A 19,223-nucleotide genomic window follows, 5' to 3' on the forward strand; every position below is an offset into this window, starting at 1 on the left:
GGTATGCATTTGCTGCAGGAGAAGTATGGAATATACCGGCGAACGTTTCGTGCCTGATCAGCACGGAAATATCGAACTCGAGCATTTGCATCGATATCTGTGTGCCGCTGCCCTTTGCGTTGACAAAGACGTGCTCGACATTGCGAGTGGCGAAGGATACGGATCGTCCCTGCTCGCCGGTTCGGCGCGCAGCGTGGTCGGTGTCGATATCGCGGAGGATGCTGTCGCCCACGCTCAGCAGCGATATGGTGCCGACAATTTGCATTATCGATCAGGTTCCGCGGCGTCGATTCCCCTCGATGATGCCTCGGTCGACGTCGTGGTGAGCTTCGAAACGATCGAACACCACGACCAGCACGACGAGATGATGGCGGAGATCAAGCGCGTATTGAGGCCAGACGGATTCTTGATCATGTCGAGCCCGGACAAGCGCGTGTACTCGGACATCCCGGGCTTTTCGAATCCATATCACGTCAAGGAGTTGACGCGCGACGAATTTATCGATTTGTTGGGCCGATATTTCAGTCGTTCTGCGATTTACGGTCAGCGTATCGCCTACGGTTCCGTTCTTTTGGCCGAAAACCTCGATACGAGGACCCAAAGCTATGCAAAGCATCAGGAGCGAGTCGAGTGCGCGCCGGGGTTAGTGGACCCGATGTATCTCATCGCCGTAGCGTCGGACGCTGACTTGCCTAAGCTGACCACTGGGATATTCGAGGCTGACATCAACGAGGCCGATCTTGTCGTGGAACTCCAGCGCGTCATTGCGGCTCGCCAGCACGAGATCTCGGAATTTCGGGAGGGGCGCGACTCGCTGGAAGCGGCGTTTTCACGGGTCCGCGAGGACAACGAGGGTGTGCTTGCACTAGCCGAACAACGACGACAAGCGCTCAATGAGATGGCGCGGGAGTTGAACGCACAGCGCGATCAATGGAAATCCAATGTGGAACAACTTCAGGACGCACTCGCGCAACTCGAGGCATCAGAACGCAGTCGTGATTGTGCCCGGGCGGCTCTCGAAGGGGCACACAGGGAAATTGCGGGGCTGCGGGCTGAAGGCCAGGAGCTGCGGGAATCGGTGACTCGGCTTAGCGGTGAGGTTGGCCGGCTTAACGCAGCTGTTCAAGCGTATCGCCATTCTTTCAGTTGGAGACTGACGGCACCGGTGCGATTCGTCACGTCCATGCTGCGGCGAAGCGTGCGGATTGCATTGATTCCGCTTCGAATCGTGCGCATGCTCGGGCAACCCAGCATCGTTCCGGTCAAGCATTTGCGCGCGGAAAATGATCGCTATGTGAGTATAGGAGATGATCCGCAATTCGCAGTACGCCCGAACTGGCGTGGCTTTGCGCCAGGCTGGGCGATGGTGACGCTCGAAATGCGTACCGACGAAGCGTTCCCGAGGCCCGTCATATATGCGTTTGCTGGTGATGGCGGCCAGCAGACCCACGCCTACCCGATCTCCGATTCCGTCAATGGCACAATCAAACGCCTTATCGCGTTGCCCCCTGACGTCCGTTCGCTGAGATTCGATCCGACCGATCGTGCAGGCATTACGTTCGAAATTCGCGCATTGACCGTGCGCCCGCTTGGCAAGGCTGCGCTGGCGTACGAGGGATGGCGCGCACTCGATGCGACGCGGCGCCGCGCCGTGATCGGAGCATTGGCACGTCGTCAATTCGGCAAGGTGAAGGCCACACTTCGGGACGCAGTCGTTGGAAAGTACGATCGGGACGCATATCAGGCGTGGGTTGCAGAGCACGACACGCTCAGCGAGGCAGATGTTGCGCGCTACACGTCACTCGGCAATGCACTGCCGGTCAAGCCCCTTATCTCCATTTTGATGCCGGTCTACAATTCACGGCCGAAATATCTGCGTAAGGCACTCGACAGCGTCCGTGCCCAGACATATCGCAACTGGGAGCTGTGTATTGCAGACGACGCGTCGACGAATCCGGAGGTACGCGCGGTACTCGAGGAGTACGCTGGAAAAGACGACCGCATTCGCGTTGTGTTTCGGGAGGAGAACGGTCATATTTCGGCGGCGAGTAATTCTGCATTGGAAATCGTTCGGGGTGAATTTGTCGCTCTGATGGACCATGACGATGCAATGCCCGCTCACGCGCTTTATATGATCGCTGCGGAGATCAACTCTCATCCTGACGTCGACCTGATCTATACGGACGAGGATAAGGTCGATGAAAACGATCGTCGTCACGATCCGCATTTCAAAACTGATTGGAATCGGGAGCTCTTTTATTCACAGAACTTCATTGCGCACTTGGGTGTATATCGCACTTCGATTGCCAAGCAGATCGGTGGATTCCGTGTCGGATTTGAAGGAAGTCAGGACTACGATTTTGCGTTGCGTTTTCTGCCGCACACGCAAGCTAGCCGAATTCGACATATTCCGCGAGTCCTGTACCACTGGCGTATTTTTCCGGGCGTGACGAGTTTCTCGACCGACAATCCCGACAAGTCGGTGAACACCGCCCGCCGCGCGCTGGTCGAGTACTTCCGCGAAGTCGAACCCACATCCGAGGTGCTGCCAATCGAACGCTTCCCCGGCTGGTGGCGGATCAAGCGCTTGCTGCCCGAAAAATTGCCGCGTGTCTCGCTGATTGTGCCGACACGGGATCGCCTCGATGTATTGCGCGTAGCCGTGAACGGCTTTCTTCATGAGACGGACTATCCCGAGCTTGAGATCGTCGTCGTCGATAACGATAGTGAACAGCCCGAGACCCTCGAATATTTCAGTGAGATATCGATGGATCCGCGGGTTCGCATCCTCCGGGTATCCGGGCCATTCAATTTTTCCGAATTGAACAATCGCGCCGTCGAGATTGCGACCGGGTCGATTCTGGGGTTCATGAATAACGACGTTCAGGTCATTCATTCGGACTGGCTTGCCGAGATGGTCTCACAAATCAGTCAGCAGAATGTCGGCGCGGTCGGCGCGAAGCTGATTTACGCAAACGAGAATATCCAGCATGCTGGTGTTGTACTCGGCGTGTATGGTGTTGCAGCGCACGGACATCGGCACTTCCCGCGCGATTCGGTCGGCTATTTTGGTCGGCCGATGTTGGTTCAGAATGTCTCTGCGGTAACGGCGGCCTGCATGCTCGTGACGCGAGATGCATTCGATCGAGCAGGTGGATATGATGAGGTCAACTTGACGGTCGGATACAACGACGTCGACTTGTGCTTGAAGATTCGCGAAGCCGGCTACGATATCGTCTATACCCCGTTTGCCGAGTTGTATCATCTTGAGTCCGTTTCCAGAGGAGAGAACCTGAGCGCCGCGCAGATCGAACGCGACGCAAAAGAGCGCGCGTATATGCGTTCCCGCTGGAGCGATATTATCGATCACGATCCCTTCTACAACCCGAATTTGACTATTACATCAGAAGACTATTCGCTGGCATTCCCGCCCAGAACAGACAACGGATGTAACGGTGGGAGAGGTTGAAGCTTTGGCTAACGTACGAATTTCCAGCAAACTGAAACGGGTCGTGCGGCGTGTGGCTCCTGGTTTGGCGGATCGGCTAAAGGCGGCTCTGGTTACACCGCCCCCCCCGCTGTCGGTTGATTGGGGAGCCATTGAGAGCGAACTCACATCTGCCGGTGTCGAATTCGATCGGAGTCATGCGATCGATGCCGCGGCCGTCGCGGCGGTGGCGAAACAGTCAGCCGTTATTGTGATGAGCGTCGCTCCGTTCGATAACGTCGCGCAGACGGTGGATGCGATACAACGCGAGGGACTCGAGTTTGGCGAATTCGTTATCGTTGATGCAACAGCGGAAGAGCCGCGTCTTGTCGCGATCCGCGATCACGTTGCCGCATGGGGCCGGCGGTTGCCCATGACGCGTTTCAAAGTCGTTTCGTATGAACGACAGGAACTGCGATTTGCCGATGCGATCGAGTGTGGTTGGCAGGCGACCGCGCAGCCGTACTCGTGGATTGTCGGACGAAATAACGTGCCGATTGGTCGATGCTTCACTTACTTGATCAAGTTGCTATTGGCGTCGGAATGCTCGGCTATCGCTGTATCGCACTCCGCGGGACCGGACGGGCAGTTGCGTGGCGGATCCATTGACCCCGGCGCACTCCGCGATAACGTGCGCCATGCGATGCGGACGTCCGCTAGCTTCGATGTGCGGATCGACCAGGGAGGCAGCGGTCGGATTTCGGAGCGGCCGCTGATCGAGAGGCTCGCATCATTTTGCGACGGTATTTTCGGCGGCGAGCGGTCAGCGTTGGCGGACGATACAGGTCGATTGCTCGACGGTCGATTCATCAGCGATGTCGCAGTTTCGGACTTTTCGTTGAGCAAGCATGCGCATGATACGCCGCTCGTTCGCACGCGTGCGGCCGCCAGTCGTTCGTTGCGAGGAGCCGAGACCGACGCAGTGGCGCCGTGGGAAGCTTTGCATGATTGGCGCTGGCTTCTTGACAAGCGTGCGGGCACGGCCGTTCATGACGAACGCATCGAGCTGGTGTGTCCGTTTCATCGAGGAGATGTGGTACTTGCGGTGCAGGTCGCAGCGCATGTGGCGGAAACTGGTCGTCGCATTCGATTGCACGTCGCCGGCTCACTCGTATCGTGGGCTCGCGAATTCGCGCCCATGCTCGAGATCGAGTCCATCCCCGTCGGCGTCGTATCAGCCGAAGAGACGTATCCGACGCTTTTGCGTTCATACCAGTATGTCGCGCAGCGGGATGACGCGTCGCCGCGCATTGCGCGTTGTCATCCCACGAGGGGGCTGTCCGAGACTGGGGTGAACCTGCTCGAGTATATGCTGGAAGAAGTCGGACTTCCCCGTGATACCCGTCTGATGAACCGTCGCCCGGAGGTGAGCGAAAACGCGCGACGCATCGCTCGGGATCATCGGGCCACGCTGGGTGAAAATGTCATTTTTGTCCACCCGTTGGGGGGATGGGGACTGAAGTCGATCCCAGAGCATCTTCTGACCGAGCTTGCCGACGAAATTCATGCCGCAGGATTCCTGCTGGTACAGATAGGCGGAGCATCTGATCGGAAGATGCCGCAATGTGACGATGCGATCCTCGAGAACTATATGCCATCCCAGTGGCGGGAAATTCTCGAGCATGGACGCGCATTGCTTGGCGTCGATTCCTGGACATCGCATTTCGCTGCAATCCTCGATATTGCACAAATTGGCATGTATGGATCGACACATCCGAAGCATGTCAATACGAAGAAATGGTTTGTCGAACAGCGCAGCGAGTGCCTGATACTCGGTCCGATCGTGAACTGTTCGCCTTGCAATTCGCTAACCTGCGTCTCTTATCCAGATCGCAAATACTGTAGCGGATATGTCGTGGATCGCCCCGCGTTACGAGCATTTTTGTCACAACTTGGGGCCGGTGAAGCGAAGCTCGCCGAGCTTCCATCTGAATCTTGATGTCCGGCCGCACGATGGTCATTCAGTACAATCGTGCGGCGCCAAGCGGTGCTTCGGCTTGCTTTCATGTGGCGGGCCAGTCGCGCACACCGCATCAACTGCGGCTGGCCTGATCAGGAGCGCCGGTTTTTGTCCTCAGAGCCGATTGCCCGCATGGTGCGGCGGTCGACGTGCTAGTGGACATTTGGTCGTGAGATGCTCGAGCGTTTCGCATCGTACGCGTGCGTCATGATCGCCTCTCGGATTCGGTCGACGCTGCGGAAAAGACCGGTCGGGTGGCGACGGACATAGGGACGGGCGGCTTCAGGCGATGTAACGTGCATTACAATGACTCTTGTCATCTTGCTCGGTCGCGACATGCAACGCGATATCCGGCACCTTGGAGGCGCGTTGTTAGTCTGAACAAGCGCTTCGCATCGAACACGTGTATCGATCCCGATGGATTTCACCCAAGCTTTCCCACAGGCCAACGGGCTGTCTGTTTCGATAGTCGTCTATCACCCGGATGCCATGCTGCTCCAACGTACGCTCGCCAGTCTGGCTGCGGCGTGTCGCGAGTTACGTCGCGTGAATCCAGGATGTGCGATTGAGCTATTTCTCGTCGATAACGGCGGCCTTGGTCCGTCTGGGCCCGCGATCGACATGGTCGCCGAGGATGGCGTTCAGTGCCGGGTGATTTCCGGGCACGGTAACGTCGGCTACGGGCGCGGCCACAATATGGCGATCGATCTGGCGACGAGTGCCTTCCATTTGATTTTGAATCCTGACATTGATCTGGATCGGAGTGCGCTGATTTCCGGCTGCGACTTCCTGATGGCGCACCCCGAGGTGGGGCTGGTTGCGCCTTCGGTGGGGGATGGCACTGGGGCGCTCCAATACTTGTGTCGACGATATCCGGCGATCATCGATTTGCTGATCCGGGCTTTCATGCCGGCAGCCGTGCGACGACTGTTCGCTCATCGACTCGCCCGCTACGAAATGCGCGATATGGTGAACGACCGAGACGTCATATGGGATCCGCCGATCGTCAGCGGCTGCTTCATGTTGTACCGCACAGACATCCTGAAGAAACTTGACGGTTTCGATCCGCGCTATTTCCTGTACTTTGAGGACTACGACCTCAGTTTGCGCACGCATGAAGTGTCCCACGTTGCGTATGTCCCGAGGATGCACGTCGTTCATCATGGCGGGGGGGCGTCTCGCAAAGGTTTTGCGCACATTCGGATGTTTGCCGCATCGGCCCTCAAGTTCTACAACCGCTTCGGCTGGAAACTGTGGTGAGCCATTTGATCATTACCGGTGCAAACGGCTTTGTCGGTCGTGCGCTCTGCCGCCGTGCATTGAGGGCCGGACATACCGTAACTGCCCTGGTTAGGCGTCCGGGCGGTTGCGTCGCCGGCGTGCGTGAATGGGTGCACGATGCTGCCGATTTCGAAGGCCTGCATGCAGGCTGGCCAGCAGGTCTGGCTGCCGACTGCGTGATCCATCTCGCCGCCCGTGTGCACGTGATGCGTGACGAGTCGCCCGATCCCGACGCAGCATTCGACGCGACCAACGTCGCAGGCACTCTGCGTCTTGCCGCAGCCGCGCGCCATCACGGTGTGCGTCGAATCGTCTATGCAAGCAGTATCAAGGCAGTTGGCGAGAGCGATGGCGGGGCGCCGTTGTCAGAGGAAGCGTCTCCCGATCCGCAGGATGCGTACGGCCGCTCGAAGCTACGCGCAGAGCGGCAGCTAGTACAGTTCGGCGCGTCGAACGGGCTGGAGGTCGTGGTCGTTCGGCCCCCGCTCGTCTACGGTCCGACCGTTCGCGCGAACTTCCTGCGCATGATGGACGCGGTTGCGCGCGGGACGCCGCTGCCGCTCGGCTCCATCGCGGCACGCCGCAGCATCGTCTACGTCGACAACTTGGCCGACGCACTGCTGCAATGCGCGCTCGATCAGCGCGCGGCCGGCGAGTGCTTCCACGTGGCCGACGACGATGCGCCGTCGGTCACGGGCCTGTTACGGCTGGTCGGCGACGCACTCGGCAAGCCGGCCCGCCTGATCGCGGTTCCGTCCGCGGTGCTGCGCGCGCTCGGTACGCTGACTGGCCGCCGCGCTGCGATCGATCGCCTGACGGGGAGCCTCGAACTCGATACGGGCCGGATTACACGAGTGCTCGGCTGGCATCCGCCTTATACGACGAGACAGGGTCTCGAAGCGACTGCCGCATGGTATCGTTCGCGCGATACACAACAATAGCCGACATGCATTTCCCGATAACCACGTGGCCTGAAGCGGCCGCGGTGGCGCTGGCCGCTGCCATCGCCTCGACGGCCATCCTGCGCGTCCTGCTGGCGACCGGTCTGGCGTGGCGCCTTGCCACCGATATTCCGAACGACCGTTCGCTCCACACGCTGCCGACGCCGCGCGTCGGCGGATGGGGCATCGTACCGGTCTGCGTTGTCGCGCTGCTCGCGCTGGCACCGCACTTGTGGCTGATCGCCGCCGCCGCCGGCGGGCTTGCCGCGATGTCCCAAATCGACGACCGGCGCGGGCTCCCTGCCCGTGTCCGGTTCTCGGCGCACCTTGCGGCGGTTGTCGCGCTAATCGTTGTATTTCCGGCCGACGCGCCGTGGTGGCTGCTGATCGGCATCGGCTTCGTGATGGTCTGGCTAACGAACCTGTACAACTTCATGGATGGCGCCGACGGCCTCGCGGGCGGCATGGCGCTGTTCGGCTTTGGTGCGTACGCGATCGCGGCGCTTACCGGCCCGATGCCATCGCCAGATCTAGTCGTGGCCGGCGCAGCTGTCGCCGGCGCCGCGCTCGGCTTTCTACTGCTGAATTTCCATCCGGCCCGGCTGTTCCTGGGCGATGCCGGCTCGATTCCGCTGGGATTTTTGGCCGGCGCGCTTGGCTACTGGGGTTGGAGCGAAGGCGCGTGGCCAATCTGGTTTCCGGCGCTTGTGTTTGCGCCCTTTATTGCTGACGCATCTGTAACACTTTTGAGACGTTTGTTACGTGGCGAACAGTTCTGGCAGGCCCACCGGGAGCATTATTATCAAAGGATGGTTCGGGCAGGCGTAGGTCACCGCCGGACTGCTCTTTACTGGTACCTCATCATGCTCGCAGGCATAATCGTCGCCGTTTGGGCAAAGGGACGCCCTGAACTGCAGCAGTGGTTGTCGTTCTTCGCGTGGTACGGCGTCCTAGCATGTATCGGATTGGTGATCGACATGCGTTGGCGCCGGTATCAGTCGGCCGCCGAAAATAACTCTTGAGGTTTCCTGCCGATGTTGCGATCCAAAGCATCATGGCTTTCGCTGAGCGCTTTCCTGTTTGACCTGACGGCGGTCGCCGCCGCATGGTTGTTCGCCTATCTCGTCCGATTCAACGGAAGCGTTCCGCCTGATTTCCTGAGCGGCGCGCTGACTGCGCTTGTCTGGGTATTGCCGGTCTACGCGTTGATGTTCCACGTGTTCGGCCTGTATCGGGGGCTGTGGGTGTTCGCGAGCCTCCCCGACCTTGTCCGGATCTCGAAAGCGGTGGTCGGCGGCGGCGTGATCGTGATGATCGGGGCCGTGATGTTCCAGCCGTCACCGATCATTCCGCGCTCGGTACTGCTCGTGTCGCCGCTGATGTTGTTCCTCGCGATGGGCGGTGCGCGCGCGTTGTACCGTGCGACGAAGGAGTTCTACCTGTACGGCGGCCTCGTCGGGCAGGGCAAGCCGGTGCTCGTGCTCGGCGCCGGCACGGCCGGTGCGAGCCTCGCACGCGAACTGTCGCGCTCGGGGGAATGGCGTCTGGTGGGCCTCCTCGACGACGATCCGACCAAGCAGGGGCGCGAGATCTACGGCTACAAGGTGCTCGGCTCGTTCAACGACCTGAAGCACTGGACCGATGCGATGAAGGTCGAATACGCGATCATCGCGATTCCGTCGGCATCCGTTGAAACACAGCGCCGCGTTGCGACATTGTGCGTGCGCGCCGGCGTGAAGGCGATGGTGCTGCCGTCACTGACCGCGCTGATGCCAGGGCAGGGGTTCCTGTCCCAGGTACGGAACATCGACCTCGAGGACTTGCTCGGACGCGATGCCGTGACGATCGACACGCCGCACGTCGAAGCGCTGCTGCGCGGCCGCGTCGTGATGGTGACGGGTGCGGGCGGTTCGATCGGTTCAGAGCTGTGTCGGCAGATCCTGCGTTTTGCGCCTGCGCAACTCGTCGCGTTCGACCTCTCCGAATACGCGATGTATCGACTCGCCGAGGAATTGCGGGAACGCTTCCCCGACCAGCCGGTGATACCGATCATCGGCGACGCGAAGGATTCGCTGTTGCTCGACCAGGTAATGTCGCGCTACGCCCCGCATATCGTGTTCCATGCGGCGGCATACAAGCACGTGCCGCTGATGGAAGAGCACAACGCATGGCAGGCGCTGCGCAACAACGTGCTGGGTACCTACCGCGTCGCGCGATCGGCGATCCGCCACGACGTGCGCCATTTCGTGCTGATCTCGACCGACAAGGCCGTCAATCCGACCAACGTGATGGGGGCGAGCAAGCGTCTCGCCGAGATGGCCTGCCAAGCGCTGCAACAGACGAGCGCGCGCACGCAGTTCGAGACGGTGCGTTTCGGCAACGTACTCGGTAGCGCAGGCAGCGTGATTCCGAAGTTCCAGCAGCAGATCGCGAAGGGCGGCCCGGTGACGGTCACCCATCCGGAGATCACGCGCTTTTTCATGACCATTCCGGAGGCGTCGCAACTCGTGCTGCAAGCGTCGAGCATGGGGCGCGGCGGCGAGATCTTCATCCTCGACATGGGTGAGCCGGTCAAGATCGTCGATCTCGCGCGCGATCTGATTCGCTTGTACGGATTCTCGGAAGGGCAGATTCGGATCGAATTCACGGGACTGCGACCAGGCGAGAAGCTCTACGAGGAACTGCTCGCGGACGACGAGACCACCACGCGCACGCCGCATCCGAAACTACGGATCGCACGTGCGCGGGAAGTGCCGGACCATCTGATCGACGAGCTGTTGCCGTGGCTGATGCAGCACCGCGTGCTCACCGATGACGAAGTGCGGCGCGATCTCCGGCGCTGGGTGCCTGAATATCAGACGGCTGTGGCGCCGGTGTTGCAGAGTGTGAAGGCGCGTAGTGTCGGGTGAATCGGCTTGATACGCTCGCGCTAATCAAGCCAGTGTGTTGTGGAACTGTGCCGTTCAGCAAGTTGCTGAACGGCTTTTTTGTTGGTGGGTAGCGACAGGCAAGTGATGGTGGGTGACGTACGTTGGTGCATGTTGCAAGCTTGGCAAATAATTTCAGAATATATTAAGTTCGATACAAGTCGTAATGTTGGTGGATCCTTGTGCTTGCATTCGGTTTGAGAAATTAATGTGCAAATATTGCCCCCATCACACGTCTGAATTTAACAATTCATTAATCTTGATGAAGCCGAGTTGAGGTGATTGACTATTGGCACGCTCCTGCGTATGTTTGGCGACGGGGCAGAACTTGATTAGCTGGGGTACTTGCGTTCGCTCTTGCTTCCTTTCTTCATGTATCGGACACGTCGCGGGCCAATGAAAAGCCGCTATTGCCGACGCGCTGTTGTGGTAGAGAGGAAACCGTAAGAAATTTAATAAATAAATTGAGACCAATCCAATGAAAACCGGGCATATTGCACGATCTTTGATCGGGGCGCTTGCGGCGTTGGCGCTTGGTGGTTGCGGGGATGGCGATAATTCAGCTGCGGCTACGGCGCAGGCTTACAAGTTATCAACACTGCGTGCCGCGGGAAATGCTGTGGGCTCGACGCCGTTGAGCGCTACCGCACCCATTCACGTTGCGTTGGTTATGAAGCTGAATAACGAAGCCGAGCTCGACGATTTTTTACGGAAAGCAAGGACGCCAGGCAATGCCAGCTTCGGAGCCGTGCTTAGCTCGGCACAAGTCGCGGCGAGATACGCACCTACTACCGGGCAGGTCTCCGCCGTGAAAGCCTATTTGCAAAATAATGGCTTCACGAACATCACGGTGGCTGACAACAATCTGCTTGTTGAAGCCGATGCGCCAGCCAGTGTGGTTTCGGGCACGTTCCGGACGACATTGGTATCGGTCGCAATGGCCGATGGAAGTCAAACGCATATAAACACAACCGCCGAGACGGTGCCCAGTGCCATCAGCGGCATTGTTCGGTCCGTTTTGGGTTTGGATACCGCGACCCGCTTGCGCACACATGGTATTCGGGCTTCAGTCTCGACAAGCGCTCCTTATGCGAGCGAGTCGCCGACAACCGCGGCAGTAACGACGGGGCATAACCCCACGGCCTTTCCCGCCATCTACTCTGTGGGTAACACCCCGGCGGCCGGCAATATCACAGTGGGCATCATTGCCGAAGGAAATCTATCACAACCTCTTGCTGATCTGACTACATTCACAAATAACAACCGGTTGCCCGCTGTACCCGTTTCGGTAATCAATGCAGGAACGCCAAGTTCCGATACGAGCGCGAACGCGGAATGGTCGCTCGATAGCCAAAGCATTGTCGGTATGTCAGGTGGCGTGAGGCAACTCAATTTCTATGTTGCGTCATCCTTCGCATGGAGCGATATGGCCAGCGCCATTAATCGGGCGGTGTCGGACAATACTGCTCGGGTTATTAACATGTCGATTGGCGGATGCGAGAGCTTCGCGCCTACTGCGTCCATCGACCAGATGCTCAAACTCGCCGTAGCGCAAGGGCAGACATTCTCGGTGAGCACTGGCGATTCAGGCAGTGTTGCATACGGTTGCTCCGGAACCTCTGTGGAATATCCTGCTAGTTCGCCGTACGTCGCCGCCTTGGGTGGCACAACGCTGTACACGAACGCGGACGGAAGCTATGCCGGCGAGACGGCATGGAACGCGGGTGGCGGCGGCATCAGCGTCGTGGAACCCATTCCGTCGTGGCAGTCGAACGTACCTTCGCTCAATGGGCGAGCCAATCGCGGCACGCCAGACATTGCGTTTGATGCTGATCCTAATAGTGGTGCGCTGATCATTGTGGGGGGGCAAACCCAGCAATGGGGCGGGACGAGTCTGGCCGCGCCGTTGTTTGCCGCGACTTGGGCGCGCATCCTCTCCGGCAGTTGCGCGGCGAATCCGGGATTCGCACCGCCGGCCTTGTATGGATTTCAAGCGGCGACGCCGTCCATTTTCAGCGATATCTCCAGCGGTTCGAACGGTGCATATAGTGCTGGTCCGGGATGGGACTTTGTGACCGGTTGGGGCACGCCGAACGTCAGCATATTGCATGCTGCGATTTGCGTTCCCACGACGCCGATCTACGGCGGCAATCTCAACGAAGGAACAACGCTGAGTCCGGGCCAGATACTATATTCAGCCTCCAGGAACCATGAACTCGTCATGCAATATGACGGTAACCTCGTGCTTTACAACGTGGCTAATGGCGCTGCGATATGGAATTCCGGAACATCGGGAAATCCGGGGGCATATGCCGCTTTCCAGCTTGACGGAAACTTCGTTGTTTACGGAGCGGGCGGCAAGGCGCTGTGGGCCTCGTCGACCAACGGCACGCCTTATGATCAACATCTCGCCGTACAGGATGACGGCAACATGGTGATCTACGAGGCACATGTGCCTTTGTTTTCCACGGCGACCGCTACGACTGGCTATCCGAACTCTCCAAGCGGGCCTGCTGTCTGGAATGGCGGCACCACCCTCGTGAGCGGCCAGAATTTCACTTCGGGCAACGGCGCGAATGTTCTGGTCATGCAGGGCGACGGCAATCTGGTGCTGCTTCGCCAGGGGGTTCCGCAATGGAGTTCAGGGACTTCCAATCATCCCGGTGCGTATGCGGCGATGCAGACCGACGGCAATCTAGTCGTCTACAGTTCGGCTGGCTCCGCGCTATGGAATTCTGGTACGAGTGGGCATCCGGGGGCAGCTACTTACGTTCAAGACGATGGTAACGTCGTGATCTATGCGCAAGTGCCGCACTGGAGTACCAGTACTGCCGGACGCTAGCGATCTGTGGTTGACCGCGGCCAGCAGTAACACGCTGGCCGCCACCCCTCAATGCCCGCGCTTTTCCTTCCTCACCACCATCCACCTCGGCGCCCTGAACCTGACGATGCTGATATACAGCCACACGTAGGTCAGCGCGAACAGCACCACGAACACGAACAGGTGCACCGTGTGCCGCCAGAACAGCGTCGCCGGAATCACCGCGACGAGGCACAGCAGCCACAGATACGGCGACGTCAGCGAATTGCGCCGCGTGAGGTCATGCGCATGCTTCGTCCCGACGGCCCATCGCATCAGCCGCTTGTACACGAGCATGTGCAGGTGCACGCCGTCCGGAATCCCCGGCGACATCCCGCGGATGAACTTCTTCCGGTAGATCGAGAAGCAGGTCTCGAAGATCGGATACATGAACAGCAGCACCGGATACCACGCCGACACCTCGCGATTGCGCATCACCAGCATGATCGCGAGCTCGGCGAGCATGAAGCCGATGAAATACGCGCCGCCGTCGCCGAGGAAGATCAGGCCCGCCGGGAAATTCCACAGGAAGAAGCCGAGCACGGCGCCCATCATGATGATCGACGCGGACATCACGACCGCGTCGTTGACGTGGAATGCGACGTAGGCGAGCGACGCGAACATCATGAAGCTGACCATCGACGCGAGGCCGTTGAAGCCGTCGATGATGTTGATCGCGTTGGCCAGTGCCGCGACCGCGAGCACCGTGATGAACGCCGAAATGGCCACGTAGTGGAGCAGGAAGTCGAGCGGCGGCACGCTGATGCGCGTGACCGCGATCTTCAGCAGCCAGAACGCCAGCGCGGCCGCGCCCATCGTGCACAGCAGCCGCGCGCGCGGCGACACGCGCTTGGTCAAGTCCTCGACGAGCCCAGACAGGAACGCCGGCAGCCCGCAGGCCACGATGCCGAGAATGCTGCCGGCGATCGTCGGATAGCGCTCGGTCAGGAGCAGCGCGGCAATGACGACGCCGGCGAGGATCCCGATGCCCCCGACGCGCGGCACCGGCCGCACGTGGAATTTCTGCACGCCGGCCAGGTCGCTGTCGATCGAGAATTTCTCGTGCAGATGCGCATAGCGCACGATGAACAGCGTGACGAGCAGGGAGACGATGAAGCCGGATGCGAAGCTGAGCATGGGATCGCTCGAAAAATGGACAGCGGATTATACAAAACCGCGGGGGTTCCCCTCCTGCCATTTCCAGTGGTCGGCGCACATCTCCTCGATTCCGAGCGTCGCGCGCCAGCCGATCAGGTCGGCGGCGGCCTGCGGATTCGCGTAGCACTCGGCGATGTCGCCGGGGCGGCGCGCGACCAGTTCGTACGGCACTGGGCGGCCCGACGCCTTCTCGAACGCGCGCACGACTTCCAGCACGCTGTAGCCCTGGCCCGTGCCGAGGTTGACGACGAAGCTCGCATCGCGCTTCGCGAGCGCGTCGAGCGCGGCGATGTGCCCCTTCGCGAGATCGACGACGTGGATGTAGTCGCGCACGCCGGTGCCGTCCGGCGTCGGGTAGTCGGAGCCGAACACGCGCAGCTTCTCGAGCTTGCCGACCGCCACCTGCGCGACGTACGGCATCAGGTTGTTCGGGATGCCGGCCGGATCCTCGCCGATCAGCCCGCTCGCATGCGCGCCGACCGGGTTGAAGTAGCGCAGCGTCGCGATGCGCCACGACGGGTCCGATACCTCGAGATCGCGCAGGATCTGCTCGGCGATCAGCTTCGACTGGCCGTATGGGTTGGTCGCGGACAGCGGGAACGATTCATCGATCGGCGAGCGCTCCGGCACGCCGTACACCGTTGCCGACGAGCTGAACACGAACTGCCGGACGTTGCGCTCGCGCATGATCTTGAGCACGGAGAGCAGCCCGCCGAGGTTGTTCTGGTAGTACTCGAGCGGCTTCGCGACCGATTCGCCGACCGCCTTGAGCGCCGCGAAATGGATCGTGCCCGTGATCGGATGCGCGTCGAACACCTTCGCGAGCGCGGCTTCGTCGCACACGTCGACCTGGTGGAACGCCGGCGTCCTGCCCGTGATCCGCTCGATGCGCCGCACGGACTCGGCCTTGCTGTTGACGAGGTTGTCGACGATCACGACATCGTAGCCGTTGTCGAGCAGCTCGACGGCCGTGTGCGAGCCGATGTAGCCCGCACCGCCGGTGACGAGGATGGTGCCTTTAGCGCTCATTGCTCATGTGCTCCTTCAGAATGTGATGCCTGTCAACGTATGAATGGTACGCCTGTAGCGATCGACGACTGTCTGCTCGTCGAATTCGGCTTCAACCTTGAGTCGACCGCGTGCGCCCATTGCCATGCGTCCTTCCGGCTGCAACGCGATCATGCGGATCAACTGCTCGGCGAGGCTCGCGCTGTCGCGCACGCGGCACAGGAAGCCGGTTTCGCCATCGGCCACGACGTCGCGGCAGCCCGGCACGTCGGTCGCGACGATCGGGCGGCCCATGGCGGACGCTTCCATCAGCGTGCGCGGCACGCCCTCGCGGTACGACGGCAGCACGACGCAGTCGGCCGCCGCGATGTGCGGGCGCACGTCGTGCGCCTCGCCGAGATACTCGACGACGCCTTCGCCGACCCACGCGTCGACGTCCGCGCGGCCGATCGCGCTCGGATTGTCGACGCCGAGCGGCCCGAGCAACTGGAAGCGCGCGTCCGGGTAGCGGGCCCGCACGACGCGCGCGGCCTCGACATATTCGCGTACGCCTTTGTCCCACAGCAGCCGGCCGATCAGGATGAACACCGGGCCACGGCCGGCGGGCAGCGGAACCGGTGCGAACTGTTCGAGGTCGACGCCTTCGCCGTGCAGCAGGCGCGCCCGGTCGGGGTGCGCAAGCAGTTGCTCGTCGGTGAAGGTTGCGAGGTCGTCGCGGTTCAGGAACCAGACTTCACGCGGAAAGCGGAACGCGAACCGGTACAGGCGCTTCGCGACACTGGCCGCGCGGCTTTTCTGGATGAACACGTAGCCGAGGCCCGTCGTGACCGCGATCGACGGCACGCGCGCGAGCCACGCCGCGATCGACCCGTAGATGTTCGGCTTGATCGTGTAATGGAACACGAGATCGGGCTTGAGCGCGCGGTAATGGCGCACCAGCGCGGCGAGCGTGCCGAGATCCTCGCGCGGGCTCGTGCCTTTCGATGCGACGGCGAGCGCGACGTAGCGGCAGCCCATCTGCTCGAGCAGCGGCACGGTGCGGTCGTGCGGCGCGATCACGATGACCTCGGCGCCGCGCGCGACGAGCGCACGGATCAGCCCGTGGCGGTACGTGTAGATCGCCCAGGCCGTGTTGCAGACGAGCGCGATGCGCAGCGAGGAGGTAGCTGACATGAAAAAAAGAAAAAATAAAGCGTCGAATATGCCGGATGCGGGCTAGGCGGACGGGCGCGCCGCGAACAGCGTCCGCTTGATCTGCTGCAACGTACGGTACGGCGTCACGAAATGCAGCAGGTTCTTGGCGAGGCCGGCCCAGTCGTACGGGTTCAGAACGTTGAAGTGTCGCAGCAGCAGCGAGAGCGTCGATATCAGCTGGCGGCGGCGCTTGGTCGCGCTGATCCCGCCCTCGTTGAGCTCGTAATAGAGGCCGAGCTCGGGCAGGTTCGCGCAATCGTAGCGTTGCATTAACCGTAAAAAAAGATCGAGATCCTCGGCCGCGCGGTACTTGGCCCGATAGTTGCCGACTTCGCGCACCGCGTCGATGCGCAACATGACCGATGGATGCACGAGCGGCGAGCGCAGGAAGCGCGTGCGGCGCAGCGTGCGCGGATCGGCGGGCGGCGTCAGCATGAAGCGCGGCTCGCCGGCACGCGACACGACCTGGGTCCACATGCCGACGCAGGCCACGCGCGGATGCGTATCGAGATAGGCGCGCTCTTTCGCGAGGCGCTGCGGCGCGGCGAGGTCGCCGGCGTCGATCCGCGCCGCGTAGCGGAAGCCGCGCGCCGCGAGCGCGTCGATGCCGGCCTCGAGCGCGCGCTCGATGCCGCCGTTCTGCGGCATGCGCAGCACCTCGACCACGAGGCCGGGCAGGTCGGGCGCCGCGATCGGCGGCGTGCTGCCGTCGTCGACGATCAGCACGTGCACCGGCGCGTCCTCGCGAAACGACGCGAGGGTGCGGACGACGTCGTCGTGGCCGTTGTAGGCCGGCATCAGCACGGCCACGTCGTCGAGCGGGGGCGGGCAAGCGGGAGGCGTCATGGGCGCAGCTTGAAACGAATGTAATAAAAATTAACGGCGGCGGCGGCGACATAGCCGGCCGCCAGCCCGACGAGCGCGCCGTACAGGCCGAGCCGGGGAATGGCGAACACGTTGACGAGCGCGGCGATCGCGAGCGCGAGCACCCATTTCGCCAGCAACACGAATTTTGCTTGATATTTGAGAACGATAAGATTGCCTATCGCCTCGATGCCGGCCGGCACGGACAGCCAGACGGCCCAGCGGAAGATGTCGACCGACGCCTCGTAGCCGCGGCCGAACACCTTGCCGACGATGAGCGGCGCGGCTGCGTCCAGCACCAGCGCGCCGGCCGTCATCAGGCCGGCGGTCATCGCGATCAGCCGGACGATGTTGCGGCGCAGCCGCGCGATGTCCTGCACGCGGTACACGAACGCGGGCGCGATGGTCTGCGCGAGCATCAGTGCCAGCGTGATCCAGTTCTCGTTGAGCTGCTGGGCCGCGGAATATCGGCCGAGGTCGGCGAACGACACGTGGCGCTCGAGCATCAGGCGGTCGAGCTTCAGGAACAGATACATGCAGATCAGGCCGAGCCAGAACACGGTGCCGGCGGTGGCAAAGTGCCTGAACAGCGGTTTGTCGAACGTCCAGCCGAGCGTGCCGCCGTTACGATGGCGGTAGTAGAGCAGCAGCGCGAAGCCGATCGCGGCGGCCTCCAGCGCCCACAGCCACGCGAAGCGGGCCGGGCCGGCGGCTGCGCGGACCAGCAGCCAGACGAGCAGCGCCTTCGCCAGCGCGGTGAGCATGCTGGTCACGAGCTGCGGCTTGCTGTAGGTCATGCTCTGCAGCCACGCGTTGATCACGCCGACGAACGGCTCGCGGAACACCATCGTGACCGCGAGGCCCGCGAGCATCGCGCCGACGAGCGGGTCGAACGCGCCGGCGCCGATCGCGATCCAGGTCGCGACGAGCGCTGCGGCGGACACGCCGATGCGCAGCGCGAATGCGCTGCCGAGCACCGCGCCGAGTTGCGCGGGCGGTCGCTGGACGATGGTCGGAACCAGGATTTCGGCGCCGCACACCCAGGTGAGCGGTGCCAGTACGAGGAGGAGCGTATTCGCATACTGCCATTTGCCGAACACGTCCGGCCCGAAATAACGGGCCAGAAGACCGCTGATCGCGATCGCGACGCCGATCTGCGTGAGCCGTTCGAGCCCCAGCCAGACGAGATTCGCGACGGCCTTCGCGACGTCGGGGTTGCCGAATCGCTTCAGCATGCGGGGCAGCCGCGCGCGCGCGAGGCGGCCGGCAGGGCGCCCGGGGGCGGCAGGGTGGCGGCGGCGGAACGGCTAGGCATTAAAATGGACGGAATCCGCGTCATCAAAACCCGCGATTATAAGTGGGATCGGGGCCGCTCCAGCCGTCCCGTTCCTTGCAGCGCCGGGCCCGCATGTATGATGCCGGGCATGCGCGAAAGGCGGCCAGATTATTTTCCATGCACGCAACCGAGAGAGAATCGATGATCTCCCAATCCATCTTCAAGGCATATGACATTCGCGGTGTGGTCGGCAAGACGCTCGACGCC

At 61.3% G+C, this 19,223-nt stretch carries 12 protein-coding genes; 7 read left to right on the forward strand and 5 right to left on the reverse strand.

Annotation, left to right across the window (positions count from 1 at the left end; all coding sequences use genetic code 11):
* Nucleotides 1-25: 25 nt before the first annotated feature.
* The 7 genes from WS75_RS16660 (at nt 26) to WS75_RS32305 (ending at nt 13,438) form a co-directional block, all read left to right on the forward strand.
* A complete protein-coding gene (locus tag WS75_RS16660; protein ID WP_082729634.1) occupies nt 26-3,469 on the forward strand; it encodes a glycosyltransferase in 3,444 nt (1,147 codons plus the stop codon).
* On the forward strand, nt 3,456-5,426 hold the full coding sequence (locus tag WS75_RS33640) for a glycosyltransferase family 9 protein (protein ID WP_156429814.1): 1,971 nt from the start codon (nt 3,456-3,458) through the stop codon (nt 5,424-5,426). Before WS75_RS16660 ends, WS75_RS33640 begins: the two co-directional genes overlap by 14 nt.
* A gap of 438 nt (nt 5,427-5,864) precedes the next feature.
* Nucleotides 5,865-6,707, forward strand: a complete 843-nt coding sequence (locus WS75_RS16675; protein ID WP_059681476.1) for a glycosyltransferase — start codon at nt 5,865-5,867, stop codon at nt 6,705-6,707.
* Nucleotides 6,704-7,669, forward strand: a complete 966-nt coding sequence (locus WS75_RS16680) for a UDP-glucose 4-epimerase family protein (RefSeq protein ID WP_059681487.1) — start codon at nt 6,704-6,706, stop codon at nt 7,667-7,669. The genes WS75_RS16675 and WS75_RS16680 overlap by 4 nt, the downstream gene beginning before the upstream one ends.
* A gap of 5 nt (nt 7,670-7,674) precedes the next feature.
* Entirely contained in the window at nt 7,675-8,691 is a 1,017-nt protein-coding gene (locus WS75_RS16685) for an MraY family glycosyltransferase (protein ID WP_059681477.1), read from the forward strand.
* Nucleotides 8,692-8,703: 12 nt separating this feature from the next.
* Nucleotides 8,704-10,578, forward strand: a complete 1,875-nt coding sequence (locus WS75_RS16690) for a polysaccharide biosynthesis protein (protein ID WP_059681478.1) — start codon at nt 8,704-8,706, stop codon at nt 10,576-10,578.
* A 496-nt stretch (nt 10,579-11,074) separates the two neighbouring features.
* On the forward strand, nt 11,075-13,438 hold the full coding sequence (locus WS75_RS32305) for a protease pro-enzyme activation domain-containing protein (RefSeq protein WP_082729635.1): 2,364 nt from the start codon (nt 11,075-11,077) through the stop codon (nt 13,436-13,438).
* Nucleotides 13,439-13,486: 48 nt separating this feature from the next.
* Here the strand turns inward: WS75_RS32305 and WS75_RS16695 are convergent, their stop codons facing one another.
* Genes WS75_RS16695 through WS75_RS16715 form a run of 5 tightly spaced genes read right to left on the reverse strand, consistent with a single transcriptional unit; the run spans nt 13,487 to nt 18,915 of the window.
* Entirely contained in the window at nt 13,487-14,593 is a 1,107-nt protein-coding gene (locus WS75_RS16695) for an MraY family glycosyltransferase (protein ID WP_059681479.1), read from the reverse strand.
* 27 nt (nt 14,594-14,620) lie between these two features.
* Nucleotides 14,621-15,643: a UDP-glucose 4-epimerase GalE gene (gene galE, locus WS75_RS16700; protein WP_059681480.1), complete on the reverse strand. Its 1,023-nt coding sequence runs from the start codon at nt 15,641-15,643 to the stop codon at nt 14,621-14,623.
* A gap of 15 nt (nt 15,644-15,658) precedes the next feature.
* The gene (locus WS75_RS16705; RefSeq protein ID WP_059681481.1) at nt 15,659-16,795 is read right to left on the reverse strand and encodes a glycosyltransferase family 4 protein; all 1,137 of its coding nucleotides are present in this window, start codon (nt 16,793-16,795) and stop codon (nt 15,659-15,661) included.
* 42 nt (nt 16,796-16,837) lie between these two features.
* On the reverse strand, nt 16,838-17,662 hold the full coding sequence (locus WS75_RS16710) for a glycosyltransferase (RefSeq protein WP_059681482.1): 825 nt from the start codon (nt 17,660-17,662) through the stop codon (nt 16,838-16,840).
* On the reverse strand, nt 17,659-18,915 hold the full coding sequence (locus WS75_RS16715) for a lipopolysaccharide biosynthesis protein (RefSeq protein WP_059681483.1): 1,257 nt from the start codon (nt 18,913-18,915) through the stop codon (nt 17,659-17,661). Before WS75_RS16715 ends, WS75_RS16710 begins: the two co-directional genes overlap by 4 nt.
* Nucleotides 18,916-19,223 lie beyond the last annotated feature (308 nt).

Source organism: Burkholderia sp. FL-7-2-10-S1-D7, from assembly GCF_001524185.1.
Lineage (GTDB): Bacteria > Pseudomonadota > Gammaproteobacteria > Burkholderiales > Burkholderiaceae > Burkholderia > Burkholderia diffusa.